The sequence below is a fragment of the Aliivibrio thorii genome, from assembly GCF_057368585.1.
The window spans coordinates 89130-110976 of the sequence record NZ_CM170655.1 but is presented as its reverse complement, the minus strand read 5'-3'; the positions used below and the strand labels follow the sequence as shown (position 1 = coordinate 110976).

The following is a 21847-nucleotide window of genomic DNA, read 5'->3' as shown; positions in this document are numbered from 1 at the left end:
GTGAATTTTACAAGATGCGTCAGTCAAAAAGTATAATTAGACAAAGTCATTTTCTTGGAACAAAAATTCGTAATCTGAGAAAACGCAATCACTTAACGATGGAAGATCTTTCTACGCGATGCATTCGTGTGGATCCTGAGAATTCACCGTCAGTCTCTTATCTATCAATGATAGAGAGGGGAAAGCGGGTTCCCAGCGCTGATATGTTAGAAGTTATCGCTACGGTATTTCAAAAAGAGTCATCGTGGTTTTTAGACAGTGAGCCAGAGTCTCAAGCCATTACACCTGATAAGGGTAGAAAGGGCGGTATTAGTGGTATGGCATTGGAACCGAGTTTTCTGTTCTCTAATGATATCCTTCAAATCGCGATCCCTGAAATGCTCAATCAGACAGGAGTGACAGGCCGCCAATTTGCTCATCTTCTTATTCGAGCTCACCAAGAAAACAACCAAAACCATTTCCCAGATCTAGAACGCGCAGCTGAAGAGGTTGGATTAAAACAACTGCCACTCAGTGTTGAGCAGATGATGGATATTGCCGCTAAACATGGTTTGATCTTTAAATGGGTAAAAGAAACACCTAAATCAGTCGTAGATGAATTTGGTGTTAATGGTAAAGAGTTATTAACCTCTTTCTTTGAACCGCCATGTACAGTTTATTTGAATGAGATCTTAAAGAATCATCCAACGCGATTAAAATACGATTTAGCCGTTTATATTGGACACTGTGTTTTACATAACAAAGAAGGATTAAAGAGCTCATTATCTGTTGGTAGCCATCGTGTGTTTGATGATGAGATCCATCACACAGATAGCTCTCTTAATGCTCAAGATATTTTAAATGCGTGGCGTGATTTTGAATCCAGTTTCTTTGCTGGTGCGCTATTGTGTCCACGAGTGCCGTTTAGGCAATTGCTTGATAGACATGGCTATGAGATAGACGCTCATCGCTTGGCTGGTGTTTCTCCTTCTGTGGCGATGAGGCGTATGACTGTCGTTTCTCCTTACCCCCATTGGCACTATTTTGATGCGTATGCTCCAGGAAAGCTTAAAGCTGTGTATCGGGGAAATGGTATTCCTTTGCCTTGGGGAAATATGAAACAAGTGAATGATCCTTGTCACCATTGGGCGGTGTTTAGACGGTTATCAGAGCCTAAAGAGGGAAGTTCGGCGCAAATATCCATTCTAAACGTGGGTAATGAGCCGAGAATATATTGCTGTGAATCAGTTAACATGACAGATCCCGCGGGGAATAATAGAGTGTTGTGTGCGGGGATAGATTTAAATCCTGCGATTGAGGCACAAGGTAAAGATGCGGTGTCATTAGCTCGTGATCTACAAAAAGCGTGTGTGAAAAATGGCGGTGAAAGCCCAATAGCAAAAGGAATAAAAAGAGAACTAATTAGTGTCGCTAAGATATTGAACATTAATTGGATTGAGCGTGGGTTAGAAACGGATGCGAGAGTAATTTGTTCTCGTGGTGCTGTTTGCCCAAGAAAACCAAGTTGTTACTCTGAATGTAAAGATTAGAACGTTTTTTTTAAAATAAAATGCCCTAGTCAGTAATGAGTAGGGCATTTTTATGTATAGATATTTGAGCTATTGATTCATACCAATGTAACTAAATAGATCAGATAATTAATGGAATTGGTATCATTTGATTATTCATCAAGATCATCAGCGTAGCCTTTTGGTGGTGGTGTCCATGCACGCTCTGATTGGTTGTGTTTATCAGAACGATCTTTACTCATTGCATGTTTGATCGTACTTTCAAGCTCAATGAAAAGTTTGCGATAGTTATTATCAAATCGTTCACCCTCTGAATCGTCTAACCATGCTTGGTACAATTTATCAGAGCTTTCGTTTTCTACCTTTTTATACGCTAATTTTTGCTGTTCAACATGGAATGGGTGCTGGCCTAATCCACGCATAGCTTCTGCCCCCATCTCAAGAGCTGAACGAGTGGTCTCTGATTCAATAAAATCAGCACCAGCACAACGAAGCATATAAGAATGGCCTCTATCGTAAGCACGAGCGAGTATTTTTACTTTTGGATAAGTGTGTTTAATGTATTTAACTAGTTCAACACTGCTTTCTTGGTTATCGATAGCTACAACTAACATTGCTGCATGTTCGATTCCTGCGGTATGTAGTAGGTCTGGGCGCGTAGCATCACCAAAATAACTTTTGGTATTAATTTGGCGAAGTATATCTACTTGATCTGCTTGATGATCTAGAACTACTGTTTTTACATGGTTTGATACTAAGAAACGATTGACTACTTGGCCAAATCGGCCACCGCCGGCAATGATTACCGTGCCTTTTTCATCAATGTTGTCAGTTTCACGGTCATTCGATTTTTGTTGGAAACGAGGCAAAATCACTTTATCAAAAAGAATGAATAATCCCGGCGTAAAGAACATAGAAAGGGCAACAACTAATGATAATGGCTGTGCGACTTCTGGTGGTAATACATGGTTTTGAACCGTAAAACTTAACAGTACAAATCCGAACTCACCTGCTTGTGCCAAACTTAATGTGAATAACCAACGATTGCTGTTTTTGATCTTAAAAATTAAGGCCAAAACATATAGAACTGCGGCTTTTAGTGCCATTACCCCAATCGTTAAACCGATAATGGTAAAGAAATCATCAAACAGAATACCGAAGTCAATTCCTGCACCAACAGTAATGAAAAACAGACCGAGCAGCAGTCCTTTGAATGGGTCAATATTCGATTCGAGTTCATGTCTAAATTCGGAGTTCGCTAATACCACACCAGCTAAGAAAGTCCCAAGAGCAGGAGATAGCCCCACTAAACTCATAAGAGCCGCAATACCAATCACAAGCATCAATGCCGTTGCGGTGAATATTTCACGCAGGCCTGAGCTTGCCACAAAGCGAAACAGTGGACGGCTAAGATAATGACCACCAACCACAACAAGCGCAATCGATGCGGTAATCACTAAACCATAAGCCCAGCCTGGTAATCCTGCCACTATGCTTATTTCATCATGGTGCTCTGCAGCGGTTGCTGCGGCTAACTGTGCTTTTTCTATTAATTCAGGCAATGCCAATAATGGAATAAAAGCCAACATTGGGATCACGGCAATATCTTGAAATAATAATACAGAGAAGGCATTTTGACCGCCTTCAGTTTTTGCTAGCCCTTTTTCATTAAAGGTCTGTAATACAATCGCGGTTGATGAGAGGGCGAAGATTAAACCGATGGTGAGGGCAATGGTCCAAGGCTGACCAAAGAACAGAGCTATACCCATGACAATGGCAGTTGTTCCACTCACTTGTAAGCCACCTAATCCCATTAAGTGGTTACGCATTCCCCATAGCATTTTTGGTTCAAGTTCAAGGCCGACAAGAAATAACATCATTACTACACCAAACTCAGCAAAGTGTTGAATGGTTGTTGTTTCTTCACCCACTAAACCAATGATAGGGCCAATAACCACCCCAGCAATTAAGTAGCCAAGTACAGACCCAAGACCAAGACGTTTAGCAATAGGAACAGCAATAACAGCGGCAAAGAGATAGATAAAAGCCTGTAAAAAATATCCCGTCATAATGCGTTAATCCTTAATAAATTTATCGAATGAATGGTTTAGCTTGGGTAAGGTTTTCGCCACTGAAATATCCACGCGATCATTAATTAACGCAGAGAGTAAGTTTTTAAATCGTTCTGTGTGTCTTTCTACACGCTGATCTTCTAGCGCAGTTCGAGCACCAAATAACACTAATGGGGCGATGTATACCATATTGGTTAAAGACGCCATTTGTTCAAGAGGGTGCAGCAATTCACGAATGGTAAATTGGTTATAACCATTGGTTTGATAAGCTTCTTCTTTACCGCCTGCTGTAATGGCTGATAGAAAAATTTTACCCTCCAACGATTTACCTTCTGTCCCATAAGCAAAGCCATATTCAAGTACCATATCCTGCCATTCTTTTAAAATCGCAGGGGTCGAATACCAGTAAAGTGGAAATTGAAAAATAACGACATCATGCTCAAGCAAGCGTTGCTGTTCTTTATCAATATCGATATTAAATTTCGGGTAGTCATGATACAAATCAACCACGGTGACATGATCGATTTTCTTTGCTGCCTTTATTAGAGAGACATTCACTTCTGAACGATGTTGAGAAGGATGAGCAAATAATATCAATACTTTTTTGGGTTGCTTTGTCATAAAACCTCTTTGTTTTTACTAAGTTTATAAAGTAAATCTTGAATACTCTACAATCATAGCAATAAAAGGGGCTTAATGGGTATGTGGAACTGATGAAAGATTTATGATCGCAATTCCGATACTAATAAATCCAATACCTAGCCAAATTTTGCTGTCTAAATGTTGGTGATAAAACGCACTTGAAATAAGAGTAACAGCAATAATAGCCAAACCTGCCCAAGAAGCGTGCGCGATACCAACCGGTAATGTTTTCATCGCTTGGCTAAGAAAGTAAAAAGCCCCTAAGTGTCCGGTAATAACAATCACATTAGGTACAAGGTGTGAAAGACCATCCGTTGCTTTTAGGGCGACATGTGAAAGCGCTTCAGAAGTAACCGCAAGAAAGAGAAAAAGCCATCCCATTTTATTATTCCTATTTAGAGTCAAGGTGTTATTAAGTTGAGAAGAGTATAGCTATTTCATATTTAATGATAATAGATGAAATAAATAATTACTTTTGCATATTTGTAATAATCAGAAAGAAGGATAAAATATTTGTAGTGGACATAATAAATAAGCCCCTGAAGATAGGGGCTTGAAATTGAAACAGAATTAGAAGAAATTAATGGAACGGCGACCGCTGTTAGGATCAACTGTCGTTGGCGTTTCTGGTTTCTGTTTTTTCTTTTTTTCTTTTTTCGCTTTTTTAGGCTTTGGCTCTGTATATTCAGGTTCTACTGAAATAAATTGAGGCTTTTCTTCAACTTCTGGTAATTCACCCACTGGAGTATCACAGATAACAACGTAATATTCTTCATTGAATTCAATAACATCCCCATCATACATTTTACGACGTTTACGTTGTTCTAATTCGCCATTTACACCTACATAGCCTTCACTAATCATGTGCTTAGCTTCACCACCGCCATTCACAACATTAGCAATTTTTAATACTTTATAGAGTTCGATAGGTTGAACATTTACTTCAACGCCAATCGCTTCTACTTCAAATTCTTCTTGATCTGACATGAGGATCTCTTTAATTACGAATTGTGACTATTGTAACTGAGAGAAAGGCATCGTCCTAGCGCCTTTCTCTGCCTATGAAGGAAAGTATTAATCAACCACTTCAATATCCGTTTTAGGTACAGAGCAACATGCTAGGATCATTCCTGCATCTTTAAGGCGCTGATTTAGTGCAGGAGAGTCTTCTTGCTCAACCTCACCTGATTCTAAAGTGACACGACAAGCACCGCATAAACCTGAACGACAACTGTAATTGATGCTAAGTCCTGTCGCCTCAACTTGTTGAAGTAAAGGTTCTTCAGTGTTTCCAGTGAATAAATTGCCGTTTAAGCTGATGGTGATCTCTTCTGATTTAGTGCTTTCTTTTTCTTTTATTGGATCTACTGTGACTCGTTGAGTAGTAGCAATAGAACCTGAATCTGCATAATATTCTTTCTCTTTGGTTTCCAATACTTCGATCTTATCTCCGACCTTAATCACGCCTTCATTTTTAGCAATGAGGTTCTGACCAAAGTAGACATTACCAGAGTCATCGGCACGGAACGTTGAGAATGTTTTTAGCGGTTCTTTATTTGGATGATATTGAGCGGTATTTGGATTTACAGTGGTTAAAATACAACGTTGGCAAGGTTTAACTACTTCAAACTCTACTTCACCGATACGAATACGTTTCCAAGAATCTTCAATAAAGGCTTCATTACCTGAAACGACTAAGTTAGTACGAAATTGAGCCATAGTATGATGGCTGTTGCTGCGATTATTTAATTCAGCAAGTGAAGCTTCACTGATCACCAACAATGGATAACCATCGGCAAAGCTAACATTGGTTTGAATTTTTTCACGTATACGATTGGATTGCTCGCCAGAGAATAGTAATTGTGCTTCAGTACCTAAAATAGAGCTGAACCACTGATTAGCTTCTTCTGTGGTGGAGTAAGCCGTAAAAGTATCACTCCAAACGGTTGTATCGATCTCTTTCATTTCTAATTCATCAAAGGTGAAATGCAGGTCAATCAATCCTGGATAGCATAGAACTAATCCATCAGGCTCAATAATGGCTTTGATTTTAACCATTTGTGGGTGAGTACGTGCGGTAATCATTTTCCCATCTAAAGACGCAACCATGAATCTGCGGTCACATTGTAAGCCTTGCTTTTCAACCTGAGCACTAGATAGTGAAATACCTGCGATTGATTTTACAGGATATACATTGATGTTTGATAAACGTGACATTAAATTTTCTTGGCTCACTGTGGCATCCATTCTTTGTGTTGTAATTGTTATTAAGTGTATCAAAGTCTATTTTACAGTCCTATTTATTCTCTATAGTGACGTTAGCTAAATTCATAAGAGTTAAATATAACGGTAGTAATGAAATCTTTATCTGTTTTTTGTATTTCAAATGGCCAATTCATGCGCTCACAAATGCGTTCAACAATGACTAACCCACAACCATAACCAGCATTATAGGTATCATTACCATCATGGCAGTTAATGATACACAGACGGTTATGTTTTAATGAAATTTGAATGTCGCCAACACTGTAGCTAAATGCATTTTTAATCAGGTTATTTATCACAACAGTAATAAAACTGCTTGGAGCAAGGCAAGCGTCTCCTTTTTCAATTGAAAGCTCGGCGCCCATTTCTTGCTTGGCGAACAATGGTTCTAGGTGAGCTAGTTGAGCCTGTAATATTTGCTCAATCTGATATTGATGAAAATGGTGGCTTTCAATTTCTTGTTTGCCGAGTAATAAAAAGGTTTCTGTTAGCAGAGTCATCTCTTCACTGGCTTGATGTAAGCGATTAATCGCTTTTAAAGCCACATTAGGTTGGCTAGGGACTTTTGCCAGTAAATCAGCAGAGCCTTGAATAACCATAATAGGCGTTCTTAATTCATGTGAGGCGAAGCGGCTAAACTCTTTTTCTCGGGTAAAAAACTGAGCGATATGATGTTTGTTTTCTAGGAGAGTTCTTTCGATATCTCGTGTTTCTTGGTATTTAGTATCAATCGTGAAATCATCATATTCTGGAGACATGAGCTCCACTTTACGTTGTATATGACGAAGAGGTAATGAAATACTACGGACAAAATAGATGCCATATAAAATCATTAAAATAGTAGAAATACCACCAAGAGCTAAGGTTAATATGTGCAAGTTTGCTTCATATTCATCTAAGTAATCATCAGAGTCATCTTGAAAGAGGATATACAATAACCCCGAACCTGATGGGTGTGGTTTTACAATAAAATGTTTATCTTCAATTCCAAGTTGTTGCTCGTAGAGCCCTGGTTTTTTATAGACATTTAACCAAAGAGGGTGATCTTTTTCGCTCCAATAAGTCGAGAACTCTTCTTCATTAGGAAGGGGAGTATCTTCACCTAATTGGGGGTATTTCCCTATATATTGATTTGCTTCGGTATCAAGCCAGTGATGAAGACTAATTATTTCTAATTGGTCTTCCGCTATGTAGATAACAGACCAAAATAAAGCAAACATTAAAAACGTCAATATGCCAAACGTCCAACGTATCTTTTTGAAGAAACTTGGGTGTTTTATTGTGCTATTTAAGTCGGTAGCCTTTTCCATGAATCGTCTCTAGTCTTGGTGTATCAAAGCCTTTATCAATGGCGTTTCTTATTGTGTATAAATGGCTTCGCAATGCATCACTTGATGGTGATTCATCACCCCAAACATGTTCGATAAGTTCATTTTTACTGACTATATCAGGCGCTTTTTTCATTAATAATGCAATAATTTTTAATTGAATAGGGGCCAGTTTTATTAATTTTTGTTGACGAGATAAGGTGCCACCTTTGATATCCATGTCCATATCTTTGAACGTTAGTTTACCAATGTCGGTACGGCGGCCGCGTTTAGAGAGTGCCAATAACCGCATATGTAATTCTTCCATAGCGAAAGGTTTTACAAGGTAATCGTCTCCACCCACTTCAAAGGCGTGAATTTTATCTTCAAGGGTGTCTTTGGCTGTTAAAAACAGAATTGGAGTGCTACAAGCGTGATCGTTTCTTAATGATTCAACAGTGCTGATACCATCTAATTTTGGCATCATGATATCCATTACTATGACATCAAAGCTTTCTTTTTTTAGAATTTCAATCGCCGCAACGCCGTGATAAGCGCAGTCAATATCTATGCCTACCAACTCTAAATAATCGGCAATGGTCTCTGCTACGTGGTGATTATCTTCAACAATTAATACTTTCATTTATCTTCTTCACGAATCCTTCACACTTATCTCATTATAGTACTCCTATAAAGTACATAATTTATAATAATTAGGTTAAAAAATGAAAAAAGTCGCTGTTTTATTATTAGGAACTGTAATGTTATCTGGTTGTGGGTCGGATGATTCGGGTGATACTGTATCCTCTCATGCTCAAGCAAACGTGATTGAAGGCACTATTGAGTCTATTAATCCTTTAGCTAATGAAGTAACAATGAATGGTGTTGATTATCATGTTACAAGTGTCTCTTTTGGTAATAAAGATGATATTTCATTGAATGATCTTAAAGCTAATATGATGGTGAGATTATCTACAAATGACGAAGCTAACTTACTAACTGTGAGTAATGCTAAATTAACTCTAGAACCAACTATGGTTGGGTTGATTACTGAAATTAACCCACAAACAGGTGATTTCAAAATTAATGGAGTAGCTCTTTCTGCGGATAACGTACTATTAACTGAAATTGATAATGGTGATTGGGTCATGATATCTTCATTACCCACTGCTAACGCTGGTTATCACGTATTATCTATTGTGAAATTTGAACCTGATGATCATGGCAAAGTTGAGATGGAAGGATTGTTAAATCATCTTGAAGATCATCAGTTTATCCTAGGTTCAAATTTAATCGTAAATTATGAGAATGCCCAGATTGAAGACAATGCTCTATTAAGCAATGGCCAGTGGGTTGAGGTTACAGGAACGATCGATGGTTCAATATTCAAAGCCGAAAGCATTGAAGTTGAAGGGTATAATGACTTAGACCAAAATACCGATATTGAAGGTATTATTACCAATGTGGCAAAGGATAAATCTTCATTTATATTAAATTATAAAGGCCGTTTTTTTGTTACAAGTAATACGATATATGAAGACGGTAAGAAAGAAAATCTAGCTGTTGGAACTTATCTTGAAGTGACAGCAAAAGAAGTTAATGGAAAAAACCAAGTGTTAGAAATTGAATTTGAAACACAGGATTCTGACGAGAATGATTGGCCTGATTCGAATGATATTGAATTTATTGGGAAGATAGTATCTGATAATGTTGATATTAATAAAACAAAGTCTTTTATTATGAATACACTTCAAGGTGAGAAAACAATATATATGACAGCAAGTACAGAATTTGATGATAATTTAACGATCTTAAATCTAGACACTGGAATGGATATTGAAGTTGATGCTTATTTAATCAATGGCCAGTACATAGCAAGTGAAATTGAGCGTAAAGACAACGATTAAATTCGCTATAGATTAAAACCACTGCCTTTATAAGCCAGTGGTTTTTTGTTTTTAGGTACTATCTAAAAAATAAGCCATGACAATCGATAAATTAGGATTACTATCTACTATTAGATGTAGTGAAATCGAAAAATAAGGAAACAACATGGCAGGGTTAAGTTTATTAACACTATTAGATGATATTGCATCAGTACTTGATGACGTTGCTTTGATGTCAAAAGTGGCGGCAAAGAAAACTGCGGGGGTATTAGGTGATGATTTGGCGCTTAATGCTCAGCAAGTGTCTGGTGTACGAGCAGAACGTGAAATTCCTGTAGTGTGGGGTGTAGCAAAAGGTTCATTTCGAAACAAGTTAATTTTGGTTCCTGCAGCGTTGTTAATCAGCTCAATAGCACCTTGGTTAATTACGCCATTATTATTGATTGGTGGCTTGTTCTTGTGCTTTGAAGGTGCAGAGAAAGTACATGAAAAATTCTTTCATCACCATGATGTAAAAGAAGATCATGAAAAAGAAAAGCAAACAAATCTAGAAGATATTGAAGATTATGAACAGAAGAAGATAAAAGGGGCGATTCGTACCGATTTTATTTTATCTGCTGAGATCATTGTTATTGCGCTTGGAACGGTTCAAGGGCATCCGTTTATTACTCAAGTATTAGTCATGAGTTTAATCGCTGTACTGATGACCATTGGTGTGTATGGTTTAGTCGCAGGTATTGTCAAAATGGATGATCTTGGCTTTTACCTTCAACGTAAAAGTGAAGGAAAAGGTTTCATGGGTTCTGTTGGTAACGGCTTAGTAGCAATGGCTCCAAAGTTAATGAAGTTCTTAACGGTAGTTGGAACCATCGCAATGTTTTTAGTGGGGGGTGGCATTGTTGTTCACAGTATTCCATTTGTTCACCATGCGTTAGAAAGCGTAGTTAGTCTACTTCCTACTATTCCTTATATTGCTGCGACATACTCAACGGTTGGTAATGGGCTCATAGGGTTAGTGAGTGGTTTTCTTCTTCTTGCTGTAATTAGTACTTATCAGAAGATTAAATCTTAATAACGCTACTCTTTATCTGTAAATTTAATTGCAATGGCTTCGGCGTTACCACGTTCGAAGCCAGTATTTCCGCCACCTTTCATTCCCCACGTCCCTTCTTTTGATGCTCTAACAATTATGGCATCTGCGCCAAGTTTTTGAGCTTCATCTTGCAGTTTTTTTACCATGCCTTCATTACTTCTGTCATGAAAGATAGTTTGCCCTGTTTGAGTATTTATCATTCCTAATTCGGTATAGGTTCTTTCTGTTGGAGGGCTATAAAATACCTCAACAGAATGAGGCGTGATTTCGTTTTGGGCTGTGACTGTGGTTGTTTTTGCACAGCCTAAAAAGAATAAGCTTGAAGTGAGAATGACAATTTTGATAAGAAGTTGATTCATAAGGTGGCCTCTAAGGTAGATGTAATATCACTTATTCATATTTTTAGTATAGGTGATATTTAAAGTTGTTTTGAAGGTAGAAAATAAACAGCCGATGTTACTTAGCATCTGCTGTGAGTTACTTTATTTGGAAAGGTTGATTGAATTAATGTTTATGAGCGGTCTCGTATAACTCAGCATCGACTTCTTCACCTTTTTCTGGGCGAGGTACAATTTCAAATTTAGCGTCAGCATTGGTTAGCGAGCCTGTTAGTTTTTGCAGTACCGTCTTATCCCCTTTAATGCCTGCGCTACCATTTTCTAGTAAGGTCTTTAGTGTCGTTTTCTCTAGTAAAATTTGTGATACATCAGCTCGATTGATTAACAGTGTCGCATCCGCTTTCATTTCTTTATCAACTAAGATGTTATTTAAGTTGCCATTAGACATTTCCACAAAATACGTTTCTTTCTCATCAGGAATAACAATATTTAATGTGAAAGGTGTATGTTGGGCTTTCATTGAATCAACACGTACCGCCAAATAATCAAGTAAGTTTTCAATTGTCATGTTTGCAAGTACATCTGGAGACGCCGTTTTTGGTGCGCCAGGTAACGTACCTACACGTAATTCTTGAGCACCAGTAAGATAAATGTTTCTCCAACCCGCCCCTTCTGCTTGATAGCCTAATTGTTCATATGTGTCTGCTAGTAATTTACGAGCATCTTTGTTTTTTGGCTCTACTTGAATGACTTTATTTAATACAGTAGCAACAAAACGATATTCACCTTTTTCAAAATCAGCTTCTGCTTTTTCTAGAACTAATTCACTGCCACCCATGTATTCAACAAATTTTGCAGATTCTGGTTTCACTGGTAATGGATTTAAGTTTGCAGGGTTCATGTCAAAATAACCTAAATACATGTTGTAAACCGCACGAGCATTATGAGAATAAGTACCGTGGTAACCATTGGTGTGCCACGTTTTTTGAATGCTTTCTGGCATTACCGTGTATATTTCATCGCCCATGTCTTGCAGAACTACGCCGTTATTTGCCAAACGAAGCGTTTGGTTATGAGTAAAACCGTAAGCATCTCGTTGCATTTTTAGGTAATCAGAAATTTCTTCTGTTCCCCAGACTGGTGCTGAATGAGAGGCAAATAATACATTGGTGTCTTCACCCCAAGTCACTAGCATTTCATTGATTTTTTTAGACCACTTTAGTCCATCACGTACTTTTGCTCCGCGAAGCGTGTAAAGATTATGCATACCTTGGTAAGTAAGTTCACCTGTCCACAATGCTTTTAAACTCGGGATGTAAGTCACCATTTCTGATGCCGCTTCTGTACCTGAAGCATCCATAAATTGCATTTCTAAACCATCAATAACCAGTGTTTCAATTTCTTCGTTATGGTTTAGTTCGTAATCAGGAAGCACATAGGTGATGGCGCCAGTAGATAAGCCTTTTGCTAATGCCGCATCAACAATACCATGCTCATGACGATTAAGCGTTGCTCCGTATTGATAAGCGGTACGGCGAGACATTGCATTACCTGCTAATACGTTTTCATCTACGATTTCTTTGGTAATAAATTTTGAACCATATACTTTTACATCAGGAAAGGCTTCTTTAATTGCTGCAGAGCCACCAAAGTGATCGGCATGAGAGTGAGAGTAGATCATGGCAACAACAGGTAGATTACCACCTTCAGGAACGTTTTCTTGGAAGAATTTTAATGATTGGCTCGCTGACTCTTTAGTTAATAATACATCATATGCGATCCATCCATTATCACTACGGATAAATGAGATAGAAGCCAAGTCAGTACCACGTACTTGGTAAATTTTTCCTGGAACGACCTCGTAAAGACCTTCTGCCGCCTGGTTTAATACCGCTTGGCGCCATAATGATGGGTTAACTGAATCTGGCGCGTTATCTGCGTTAGCTGTTGATGGGTCAATAAAATCAAAACTGTTACGGATAATGTCACCTGTTTTTTGATCAAATGAAGCGATAAGTCCACGGTTATTATTATCAAATGCTCGTGTATCAGAAAAGTTTAAGGTTTTAGCAAAGGCTTCATTGTTTTCTATTGTTGTTTTGGTTGCCGGTTTACCGCCTTGCTTACCAATTTCACTGAAATGTTCATGATCGTGTTCAGCTGCGATTGCACCTAAAGACATTGAAGAGATAACCATGGCTAAAAGAGTTTTTTTCATAAATCCACCTGTTTAAATTTATCAGTAAATTACGTTGAATATAAATATGTCTGTGAGGCTATGAATTAACCGTACTGCCTCAGTGCTGAAATCTATATTAGTGATCTCTATATATTTTAAAAATAGAGAAAACTGTATGCTTACTATTTATAATATAAATGTATAAATGTATTAATGTGCTCAGTGAATGAGTTCGGGGAGTAAGAAATGCCAAAGCAAAAAGACTTTGATATGAATTTATTACGCGTTTTTGTATCGGTATGCCAAACCGGCTCATTTACTAAAGCCGCTGAAGAGCTAGATCTAACTCAATCCTCCGTTAGTAATGCGATTCGTCGATTAAAAAGTGCTTTAGGGAATGAGTTATTTATTCGCTCGGGACGAGGGGTAGAAGTAACGGCGTATGGTGAGAATTTATTTAAGCAAGTTGAACCTTCAGTAATGACACTCGTTAATGCAACTGATGATGGTGATATGTTTGATCCATATTCAACCAAGCGTACTTTTGTTATTTATGCATTAGAATCAGTCTTGCCACAATTACAAATGAGACTGCGAGAATTATTGAAAGATACGACGATTAAAGTAACGCTAAAGGAGTTACCAAGCAGTGATATTGAAATCATTGATGCATTAATGTTGGAAAGGGTTGATTTGGTCTTAGACGTAGTTAAACCAAGACAGGCTTCCTTACAAAGTATGATCGTATCGGAAGACAAAATTTGTTGTATTGCAAGAGTAGGGCATCCAAGAGTTGATAAGTCACTTAATGCGGATATGTTTTTTAAAGAAGAGCATGCTTTTTTGAATATGCGTCGGTTTAAACAAACCATGACTGATTATTTGTCTGAAGAGGTATTACCGAATAGAAAAATGGGAAGTGAGCATACGTCGATGCTAGGGATGATGGCGTGTATTGCTCAATCGGATTTGATTGGTATTAATTCTGTTCGATTAGTTTCTCAATATCAACATAGTTTTGAATTACAGAAATTAATACCCCCATTTGCAACAAAACCTATTAAAACACATATGATCTGGCCAACTAAATTTGAAAATAATAAGGCAAATAAATGGTTGCGACAGTTAATTATCGCAGCCGAAAAGAATTAAGCGTTTAAGGTACAAGCCATGCCGTTTTTGGGGATTTAGACAGCAGCCAGCTCAAACCAAGTGCGCCTGCACCACTTAGAACAACCCAAACAGGAATGACCCACATTGGATTATGGCCTGCATACCATTCAAAGTTTTTCATAGGCCATAAGAACAATGGGTGAAGTAAGTAAATGCCTAGGCTATAGGTACTAATAAAACCAACAATGGTGCGGGATTTATCAGACAGTGATTCACCATAGTAACGGCATACAAAAAATAGCATACCAGCCGCTGCTACTGTATTTATAGTTTTATAGGACAGCCATTTTCCAACGGTATATTCATCCAGTAATACACTTTGGCTGATCACCATATAAGTGGTCGTTGCTAGGGCGGTAAGTCCAATAATAAGTGCGATTATGGTGTTCTTTTTGTTTAATTCTATTCGTTGGTATAGAGCATAACCTAATAATAAGTAGCCACTGTATAGCCAGATCTCAGTACTCCATGGACCTTCAAATTTAGCTAAGAAGAAACAGGTTGTTAGCAACCATATCCCAATAATGGAAAATAATGCTGTGTTATCCAGTTTTTGCACGATTACTCGCAAGAAAGGAATAACAATATAGAGGGGAATAAAATAATAAAAGAACCCTAAATGGTAATAGGTATATTCAAAAGGAAGGTCGATAAGAACGCTTTTTGCTGATTCAAAATCATACCCTTGTGCAGTTAATCCTGAAAATAAAGCGTAAAATACAGACCAGAATAAGAAAGGAACAAGCACTTTACCAAGTCGTTTTTTTACATAATAAGGTGCATTAAATTCTCGTTTATCGCTTAGCATCAGTGCACCAGTAATCATAATGAACACTGGTACGGCCCAGCGACTTAAACTATTTACTGATACTGCGGTTGCCCATTGCTCAAACGGAATTATGTTAAGTTCATTTCTATAGGGGGCAAGTACATGAATGGCAACTACCGCTACTGCGGCAATGCATCTTAGTAAATCAAAAAAGAAGATTCTTCCCATCGTATTTCCTACTCATTATTTATTTTGGTTAGCTTAGTTGTACTTTAAATATCGCTATAAAGTGTCTGATTTATGTAAGGACATTGAAATATGTTAACTGCAACGTAAAGTGTTACTGAAGATGATAAAACAACAAACATAAGCTAAAATTAAAACAACTTACTGGTATATTATTAACATATATTGTCTGCGTATCAAGGAATAAAGATGAAAGCAGTTCTTGGTTTGGTATTACCATTATCATTGTGCTCTTTTGCTCTACAAGCAGAAGACATTAATATCGCCCCATATATTGTCGGAGGGGATTCTGTCAATGTAGCTGAATACCCATTTATGGCGTCCCTGATGTTTGAGTATGAGAGTCAACCGGGGGTTATTTATCCATTTTGTGGTGGTTCCGTATTAGATAGTACTCATATTTTAACGGCAGCACATTGCGTTTATGATGTGGCTTCTTACCGTATTGGGAATATGAAAGTTGTCATAGAAGCGAATGATGGGCAAGGAATGCTGGCTGCACAAAGAGTGGCAGTAAAAAATATTTACTATCCGAGTGACTATAATAACTCAACGTTACTTAATGATGTGGCAGTGCTTGAATTATCTCAACCTTTACCTACATATACATCAATACATGCTGCAATATTAGGTGACTCTACAGTTCAAGGCCAAGAGTATAGATCCCCCCCCGCGGAAGACTTTAAAATTATCGGCTATGGCCGGTTAAATTCAAGTGCAGCAAATAGCCAAGTTGATTTGATGCAAGCGACGGTTACATACGTTACCCCTGATGTATGCGATATATGGACTAATTTTACCACATCAACTAAGCAGGTTTGCGCAAAAGGAAGCTCTTTTGATGACAGTAATTTAGTGACAGCAACATGTCAGGGGGATTCTGGAGGTCCGTTAATTTGGGATAACAACGGTGTAAAAACACAAATAGGTATTGTTAGTTTTGGACCTAGTGTTTGTGGTGATGGAGCACTGGTTGCACAATCAGTTTTTACCGATGTTAGTCAATATGCGGATTGGATACGTAAAGCGCAGAATGGTGAAATATCTGCAACAAGAACCGCGACAGATTTAAGTGACAGCTCGGGTGGTGCATTTGCTTTTGGTAGTTTGCTTGGGCTACTTATGCTTAGTATCTACCGTAAAAAATCACTTTGATGGTATTGGACATCGTAAAAAGGACAGCTAATTATTGGCTGCCCTTTTTATTTACGTTAAAACAAAATTAAACGTATTGTAAAACAAGGTTGTTCCATGCTCTTTTTTGTTGCTCAAACTGTAGCTTAATTTGTTTATGTTGAACACTAAGAACTGCCAATTCATATTTTTTCGATAAGACATTTTTCTTATTATCAAGAAGCTGTTTTTTCGAGTCGTAATACTCTGACATACGTTCAATCAGCGCATCGTACTCAGCTTCTAAATGTTCTTTAATTGCATGATAATTATGAAGCGATGCAATTTTATCTTCCGCTTTCTTACGTAACATAAGGGCTTTAGCTTTTTCTATTTTAGCTTGAGGGCTAACTCGTAACTTAGTGGTTAAGCCAAACCATGAACAGCTTTTAATAAACCATTTTGTAGGATCATATTGCCACCAGTAAATACCATTACGGTAATCATTTTCAAAAATGTGATGATAATTATGGTAACCCTCACCAAAAGTAAATACAGCTAAAATTCCATTATCACGCGCGGTGTTTTTTTCAGTATAGGGTTGAGAACCCCAAATATGAGCAAGTGAGTTGATAAAGAAAGTTGTGTGGTGGCTTAATACTAAACGTACGGCGCCGACCATTAACAGCATGCCGATAATATCCCCATAAATGACCCCTAATAATAACGGAATACCAAAGTTCATTAGTAGAGCAAGCAAGACGTAATGCTTATGTTGCCACATTACAACGGCATCTTTTTTCAGGTCGCGACAGTTTGCGTAATCGTTGTAAGTTGCTGGCTGATAATGACGTAGCATCCAACCAATATGAGAAAACCAAAACCCACGCTTGGCTGAGTAGGGGTCTTTGTCATTATTATCTACATGGCGATGATGAACTCTATGATCAGAAGACCAATGCAGCGCACTGTTTTGCAGGGCAAAAGCACCACCTAAAGCAAAAATAAATTGTAAGGCAGGATGAGCGTTATATGCTTTATGTGACCATAAGCGGTGATAGCCAGCTGTAATGGATAGATTGCAAAAGCTAAAAGCCAATAGAAGCCATAACCAATGCTCTCCACCTAAACCGTGATAGTAGGCATAAATAGGGGTTGCAACAAAAGCAAGTAACAAACTTGATGTAAAGACAAATACATTTAACCAAATAATTGGAGGTCTAGATCCTTGGGTCATAATAAAGATTCCATTTAAGCGTACAGTTGTGCGCTAGAATAATTTGTGTCGTTCTTTTAGTCAAGAAGAGTAAGGTAGGAATATGTAACAAATGTGATGAGTTAATCTCAATTTTATGAATCATTCATTGTTCAGACAAATAAATAAGACAGAGATAGTTACTTTGAAGTGAAGATAAAGAGGGTATAATTTGAAGCAATTAAATAACGTAAGAAGAAAATTAGAATGAAAATTACTTTTTCAGAAGGCGATATCATAGCAACTCAACATGAGATTGTTGTTCGCTTAAAAAATAATTCGAGGACCACAATGCAAGCAGAAGTTGATGCTCTGACTTTAATTGGTGGAGCAAACGTGATCAGTGCCGTTGGTAGTGGTATGAAATGGTCGCTTAAATTAGATGATCAGGCCCAATTAAAGCAACTCTCTCAAGAGATAGGTATTGCTATTGAGTTTTATTAATTATTATGGAATACGTGCGGCTAATCAGGTAAAACAATTTGGTTTCTACCTTGTTGCTTTGCTTGATACATATTGTTGTCGGCAGCTTGAATGAGATGTTCAATATTGCAATGTTCAGGAGAACATCTGCTGATACCAATACTGGCAGTTACGCTGTGCTTTGTTCCAGAAAATTCGTAATATTCTTGTTCGCAGCGATGGAGAATAGTCTGAGCAATAATATTAGCTTCTTCTATGCTTCGTTCTAAAAGGAATATAATAAACTCTTCACCGCCCCACCGAGCGATTAACCCGTAATCGCTAACGACTTCTTTACATTGTTGTGAAAAGCGTTTTATTACTTCATCTCCAGCACTATGGCCAAAGTGGTCATTAATATACTTAAAATTATCAATGTCGATTAATAAGCATACTTCAGAAGGGCATGATTCAGGCGCTCTTTCTTTATGTAATTTTTCAATAATGGCGCGCCGATTTAATAGACCGGTTAAATCATCATAAGAGGCTTGGTATTGAATTTTTTGCTCTAGGTGGTACTTATCGGTCGCATCTATAATTGAGCTTTGAACTGCAAGCTCACCATCCCAATTAATGACACTTTCAAAAAGTTGGAAGTAACGTTGTTGACCATCAAAAGTGATGTTTTCTACTATTGAATTCGTTGCATTCATTTCCCCTGAAATCAATTGTTGGTAGCGATTCTTCGCATTTTCTCTATTGTATTCCGGAACGACGCATAGAAAGGAATCCAGAGACATGACTTCATCGACTGATTTTGCTTTAATTATTTTTGTAAATGAAGGATTTACCATTAATGGTTTAAAATTACGATGGACAATAATACCTTGTAATGAATTCCAGATAAGATCTTTATAGCGTTGTTCTTGTTCGATAATTTGTTGATTTGCACGATCGATTTGTGACATATCAATAACGGTAATTTGAAGTGCGGGTTCTCCTTCCCAATCAATGACATGTTCAACAGTAAGAACAGAGAAAAGCTTACCATGTTTATTTTGATTAACATAAGATCGAACTTTTGGAGGCTCTTTCCCCTGAATTACAGCGTTGTAAACATGTAATGCTGAGTTGTGAAACTTAGGATCAATAATGTCAAATAATGAACTAAGATTCATGACTTCTTCTGTAGATTGAAAACCAAACATCTGCGCATATTTTTCATCGACATAAAGGGGAGAAAAATTACGATGTATGACCACACCATAAGTTGAGTCGACGTGAACTTTATCCATTACGTATCCTAGCTCATAAACCATAACTTCATGTTATCTTTTTGCTGGAAACAAATAAACCTATGACATAGAAATAGAGAGGCTGGATCAAAAATAAGAAGAAAGGCCTAATAAACATTATCACTCTAATTATTAAAGCCCAAACGCTATCGAATTTTCAAAAAGTAATTATTTCTATATTCAACAGATACAAAAAAGCCTCGTCATTTCTGACAAGGCTTCGTTGTGTTGGTGGAGCGGACGGGACTTTCTATCTCACCTTGAGAGCAGCGCGTCCCCCGGCGTGTCAGGCCGCTTAGCTCCCTAATAAAGAGTCTAACCAACTGAACTACCACTCCAATTTTTTAAAACTCAGATTCTATCTGAATTTTGAAAAGTGGTGGAGGGATAGGGATTTGAACCCTAGAACCGCTATTAACGGTTGCCGGTTTTCAAGACCGGTGCTTTCGACCACTCAGCCATCCCTCCAGTGCGGTGAATAATAGTCAGCTTTGATTTTTATGTAAAGCACTTTTTCAAAAAAACGGTTAAGCGTTTAAAAAATAAACGTTATTCTGCGTTTTTGTCTACATCTACTAAATAATCACCTTCTAACCAGTTACGACCAATCAATAATTTGTAATTTAATTTACTGCGGTCACGAAGGTTTACAGCTACTTTCTTTTCTTTACCATCAAATGTTAAATGCATTCGTACAGCATAGCGACGTTCAACTCCTTGAGCGTTACGAATTTGACTGACTTTAATGATACGAGCAGTATGCTTCGTTGCTATATTGTCTTCATTATAGGTAGTAAATTTAACCGTATCCCCCAAATGGTCTCGCATATCATCACTTTCATCTTCTTGCCCGACGATTTCAATATTGGTCGCATGGATTGAAGTTGTGGCTGCACCTGTATCAATACGAGCTTTGTAATTGGTATTCAGTTCTTTGATATGAATAGTTTCTATTTGCCCAACAATTGTTTTGTTTGAGCAGCTTTCATTAGCAAAGCTTGGTACGGATAGTAATAAAAAGCAGAGTGAAATTATGAGTTTTTTCATGAGAACCTTTAATAATTAAATACAATAATGAAACGCGAATAAAGAATAGACGCTTTAATGTCTTATAAGTTCATTTATATGTAAAAGGTAGGACAAATTAATGCAAAGATCTAATATCAATCTAAATAGATTATTGAATACATATAATTTATTTAAATTGATATAAGAAAACGGCGATGTTCAAGTGAACATCGCCGTTGTCGAGTTAAGCGTTTTGAGAGCGGTTTTTAACTACTGACCCAGTAATGGCTAATGAAATTATACCAATAATTGTCAGTAATGAGATCACAGTAGGAACTTCATAAGCAGTCCCGACTAAGAACATCTTAATACCGATGAAGCTTAAGATAAATGCTAATGCAGGTTGTAAGTAACAGAACTTATCTAACATGCCTTGAAGAACAAAATACAAAGAACGTAAACCCAGTAATGCAAATACATTTGCTGCAAATACCAAGAATGGATCTTGAGTGATTGCAAATATTGCAGGGATTGAATCTAAAGCGAACATAATGTCGGTAAACATAATAACAATAACAACTAACATTAATGGTGTTGCAATTCTCTTCCCGTTTATTTTGGTAAGTAATTTATGACCATCGTATTTGTCATCAAATGGAATGTATTTCTTTGCAAAAACAACCAATTTTGATGATGAGAAATCACTGCTTTCTTCAGTATTAGCAAACCACAATTTTACACCAGTAATGATTAAGAACACTGCAAAGATGTATAAAATCCAATGATACTGAGCGAGTAAACCAGCGCCAACAAAGATCATAACAGCACGTAATGCAAGTGCACCGATAATCCCCCATAGTAAGATACGAGGTCGACTTGATTCAGGTACGGCAAATTGGCTAAAGATTAATGCAAAGACGAATAGATTATCTACGCTAAGCATCTTTTCAAGTAAGTAACCCGTAATAAAGGCAATACTAGCGTCTTTTGGTGAATAAGTGCTGTTTGGAGCCATTAATGGCCAGTAAACATAAAGAGCTGTACAGAAAATAAAAGCAAGTACGAACCAGAAAAGTGACCACACTAAAGCTTTTTTTAAGCTAGGTGCTTCTTTTCTTGTTTGAAACATATCTAGAGCAAATAGAGCGAGAACAACGAAACTAAACAGTTCCCAAGTTAACGGTGACATAATTATTCCTTACAAATAGGTGAAAGGAATACTGACAATATTAGAGAGTATTAACCTTCCACCATAAACAAAATACATTAATGTTATGGTTTTTGGTCTTGTCAAAG

20 protein-coding genes and 1 tRNA gene are annotated in these 21847 nt (G+C 37.4%); 6 read left to right on the top strand and 15 right to left on the bottom strand.

The features are described from left to right. The first annotated feature begins 14 nt into the window (after positions 1 to 14). Entirely contained in the window at positions 15 to 1529 is a 1515-nt protein-coding gene (locus AC2IP4_RS14735) for a DUF3612 domain-containing protein (protein ID WP_375320326.1), read from the top strand. Positions 1530 to 1660: 131 nt separating this feature from the next. Here the strand turns inward: AC2IP4_RS14735 and AC2IP4_RS14730 are convergent, their stop codons facing one another. The 7 genes from AC2IP4_RS14730 to AC2IP4_RS14700 form a co-directional block, all read right to left on the bottom strand. After that, the gene (locus AC2IP4_RS14730) at positions 1661 to 3577 is read right to left on the bottom strand and encodes a monovalent cation:proton antiporter-2 (CPA2) family protein (protein ID WP_486310996.1); all 1917 of its coding nucleotides are present in this window, start codon (positions 3575 to 3577) and stop codon (positions 1661 to 1663) included. A gap of 6 nt (positions 3578 to 3583) precedes the next feature. Then, positions 3584 to 4201: an NAD(P)H-dependent oxidoreductase gene (locus AC2IP4_RS14725; RefSeq protein WP_375320328.1), complete on the bottom strand. Its 618-nt coding sequence runs from the start codon at positions 4199 to 4201 to the stop codon at positions 3584 to 3586. A 72-nt stretch (positions 4202 to 4273) separates the two neighbouring features. Next, positions 4274 to 4603 (bottom strand): DMT family transporter, encoded by a 330-nt coding sequence (locus AC2IP4_RS14720; protein WP_130086500.1) that lies wholly within the window; start codon positions 4601 to 4603, stop codon positions 4274 to 4276. 189 nt (positions 4604 to 4792) lie between these two features. Next, entirely contained in the window at positions 4793 to 5209 is a 417-nt protein-coding gene (locus AC2IP4_RS14715; protein WP_486310995.1) for an RNA-binding S4 domain-containing protein, read from the bottom strand. A gap of 87 nt (positions 5210 to 5296) precedes the next feature. After that, the gene (locus tag AC2IP4_RS14710; RefSeq protein ID WP_486310994.1) at positions 5297 to 6469 is read right to left on the bottom strand and encodes a YcbX family protein; all 1173 of its coding nucleotides are present in this window, start codon (positions 6467 to 6469) and stop codon (positions 5297 to 5299) included. 71 nt (positions 6470 to 6540) lie between these two features. Further along, a complete protein-coding gene (locus AC2IP4_RS14705; RefSeq protein ID WP_486310993.1) occupies positions 6541 to 7797 on the bottom strand; it encodes a sensor histidine kinase in 1257 nt (418 codons plus the stop codon). Further along, complete coding sequence (locus AC2IP4_RS14700; protein WP_486310992.1) at positions 7772 to 8437, bottom strand: response regulator transcription factor; 666 nt, start codon at positions 8435 to 8437, stop codon at positions 7772 to 7774. Before AC2IP4_RS14700 ends, AC2IP4_RS14705 begins: the two co-directional genes overlap by 26 nt. Positions 8438 to 8519: 82 nt before the next feature. Between AC2IP4_RS14700 and AC2IP4_RS14695 the strand changes: the two genes are divergently transcribed. Together AC2IP4_RS14695 and AC2IP4_RS14690 are read left to right on the top strand one after the other, a co-directional pair. Then, entirely contained in the window at positions 8520 to 9701 is a 1182-nt protein-coding gene (locus tag AC2IP4_RS14695) for a DUF5666 domain-containing protein (RefSeq protein WP_486310991.1), read from the top strand. Between the two features lie 145 nt (positions 9702 to 9846). Beyond that, positions 9847 to 10752: a DUF808 domain-containing protein gene (locus AC2IP4_RS14690; RefSeq protein ID WP_375320334.1), complete on the top strand. Its 906-nt coding sequence runs from the start codon at positions 9847 to 9849 to the stop codon at positions 10750 to 10752. 5 nt (positions 10753 to 10757) lie between these two features. On the opposite strand, the gene AC2IP4_RS14685 is transcribed toward AC2IP4_RS14690, so the two are convergent. Further along, positions 10758 to 11132, bottom strand: a complete 375-nt coding sequence (locus AC2IP4_RS14685) for a hypothetical protein (protein WP_375320335.1) — start codon at positions 11130 to 11132, stop codon at positions 10758 to 10760. 145 nt (positions 11133 to 11277) lie between these two features. Beyond that, positions 11278 to 13329 carry an alkyl/aryl-sulfatase gene (locus AC2IP4_RS14680; RefSeq protein ID WP_375320336.1) on the bottom strand — a complete coding sequence of 684 codons (2052 nt, stop codon included), beginning with the start codon at positions 13327 to 13329 and terminating at the stop codon, positions 11278 to 11280. A gap of 207 nt (positions 13330 to 13536) precedes the next feature. Here AC2IP4_RS14680 and AC2IP4_RS14675 point away from each other — a divergent pair, with 207 nt between their 5' ends. Then, a complete protein-coding gene (locus AC2IP4_RS14675) occupies positions 13537 to 14442 on the top strand; it encodes a LysR family transcriptional regulator (protein ID WP_486310990.1) in 906 nt (301 codons plus the stop codon). Between the two features lie 4 nt (positions 14443 to 14446). Here the strand turns inward: AC2IP4_RS14675 and AC2IP4_RS14670 are convergent, their stop codons facing one another. After that, positions 14447 to 15460 (bottom strand): acyltransferase, encoded by a 1014-nt coding sequence (locus AC2IP4_RS14670; protein WP_375320338.1) that lies wholly within the window; start codon positions 15458 to 15460, stop codon positions 14447 to 14449. 207 nt (positions 15461 to 15667) lie between these two features. Here AC2IP4_RS14670 and AC2IP4_RS14665 point away from each other — a divergent pair, with 207 nt between their 5' ends. Next, on the top strand, positions 15668 to 16633 hold the full coding sequence (locus AC2IP4_RS14665; RefSeq protein ID WP_375320339.1) for a S1 family peptidase: 966 nt from the start codon (positions 15668 to 15670) through the stop codon (positions 16631 to 16633). A 67-nt stretch (positions 16634 to 16700) separates the two neighbouring features. Here AC2IP4_RS14665 and AC2IP4_RS14660 read toward each other — a convergent pair whose 3' ends face one another. Further along, positions 16701 to 17828, bottom strand: a complete 1128-nt coding sequence (locus tag AC2IP4_RS14660) for an acyl-CoA desaturase (protein WP_486310989.1) — start codon at positions 17826 to 17828, stop codon at positions 16701 to 16703. Positions 17829 to 18053: 225 nt separating this feature from the next. On the opposite strand from AC2IP4_RS14660, the gene AC2IP4_RS14655 reads away from it, so the two are divergent. Then, the gene (locus AC2IP4_RS14655) at positions 18054 to 18290 is read left to right on the top strand and encodes a DUF3389 domain-containing protein (protein WP_486310988.1); all 237 of its coding nucleotides are present in this window, start codon (positions 18054 to 18056) and stop codon (positions 18288 to 18290) included. 20 nt (positions 18291 to 18310) lie between these two features. Here AC2IP4_RS14655 and AC2IP4_RS14650 read toward each other — a convergent pair whose 3' ends face one another. The 4 genes from AC2IP4_RS14650 to AC2IP4_RS14635 form a co-directional block, all read right to left on the bottom strand. Further along, positions 18311 to 19543, bottom strand: a complete 1233-nt coding sequence (locus tag AC2IP4_RS14650; protein WP_375320342.1) for a sensor domain-containing diguanylate cyclase — start codon at positions 19541 to 19543, stop codon at positions 18311 to 18313. 377 nt (positions 19544 to 19920) lie between these two features. Then, a tRNA-Ser gene (locus AC2IP4_RS14645) sits at positions 19921 to 20011 on the bottom strand. A gap of 81 nt (positions 20012 to 20092) precedes the next feature. Continuing rightward, positions 20093 to 20590: an ATP-dependent zinc protease family protein gene (locus tag AC2IP4_RS14640; RefSeq protein WP_375320343.1), complete on the bottom strand. Its 498-nt coding sequence runs from the start codon at positions 20588 to 20590 to the stop codon at positions 20093 to 20095. A 205-nt stretch (positions 20591 to 20795) separates the two neighbouring features. After that, positions 20796 to 21740 carry a TerC/Alx family metal homeostasis membrane protein gene (locus AC2IP4_RS14635; RefSeq protein WP_375320344.1) on the bottom strand — a complete coding sequence of 315 codons (945 nt, stop codon included), beginning with the start codon at positions 21738 to 21740 and terminating at the stop codon, positions 20796 to 20798. Positions 21741 to 21847: the final 107 nt, after the last annotated feature.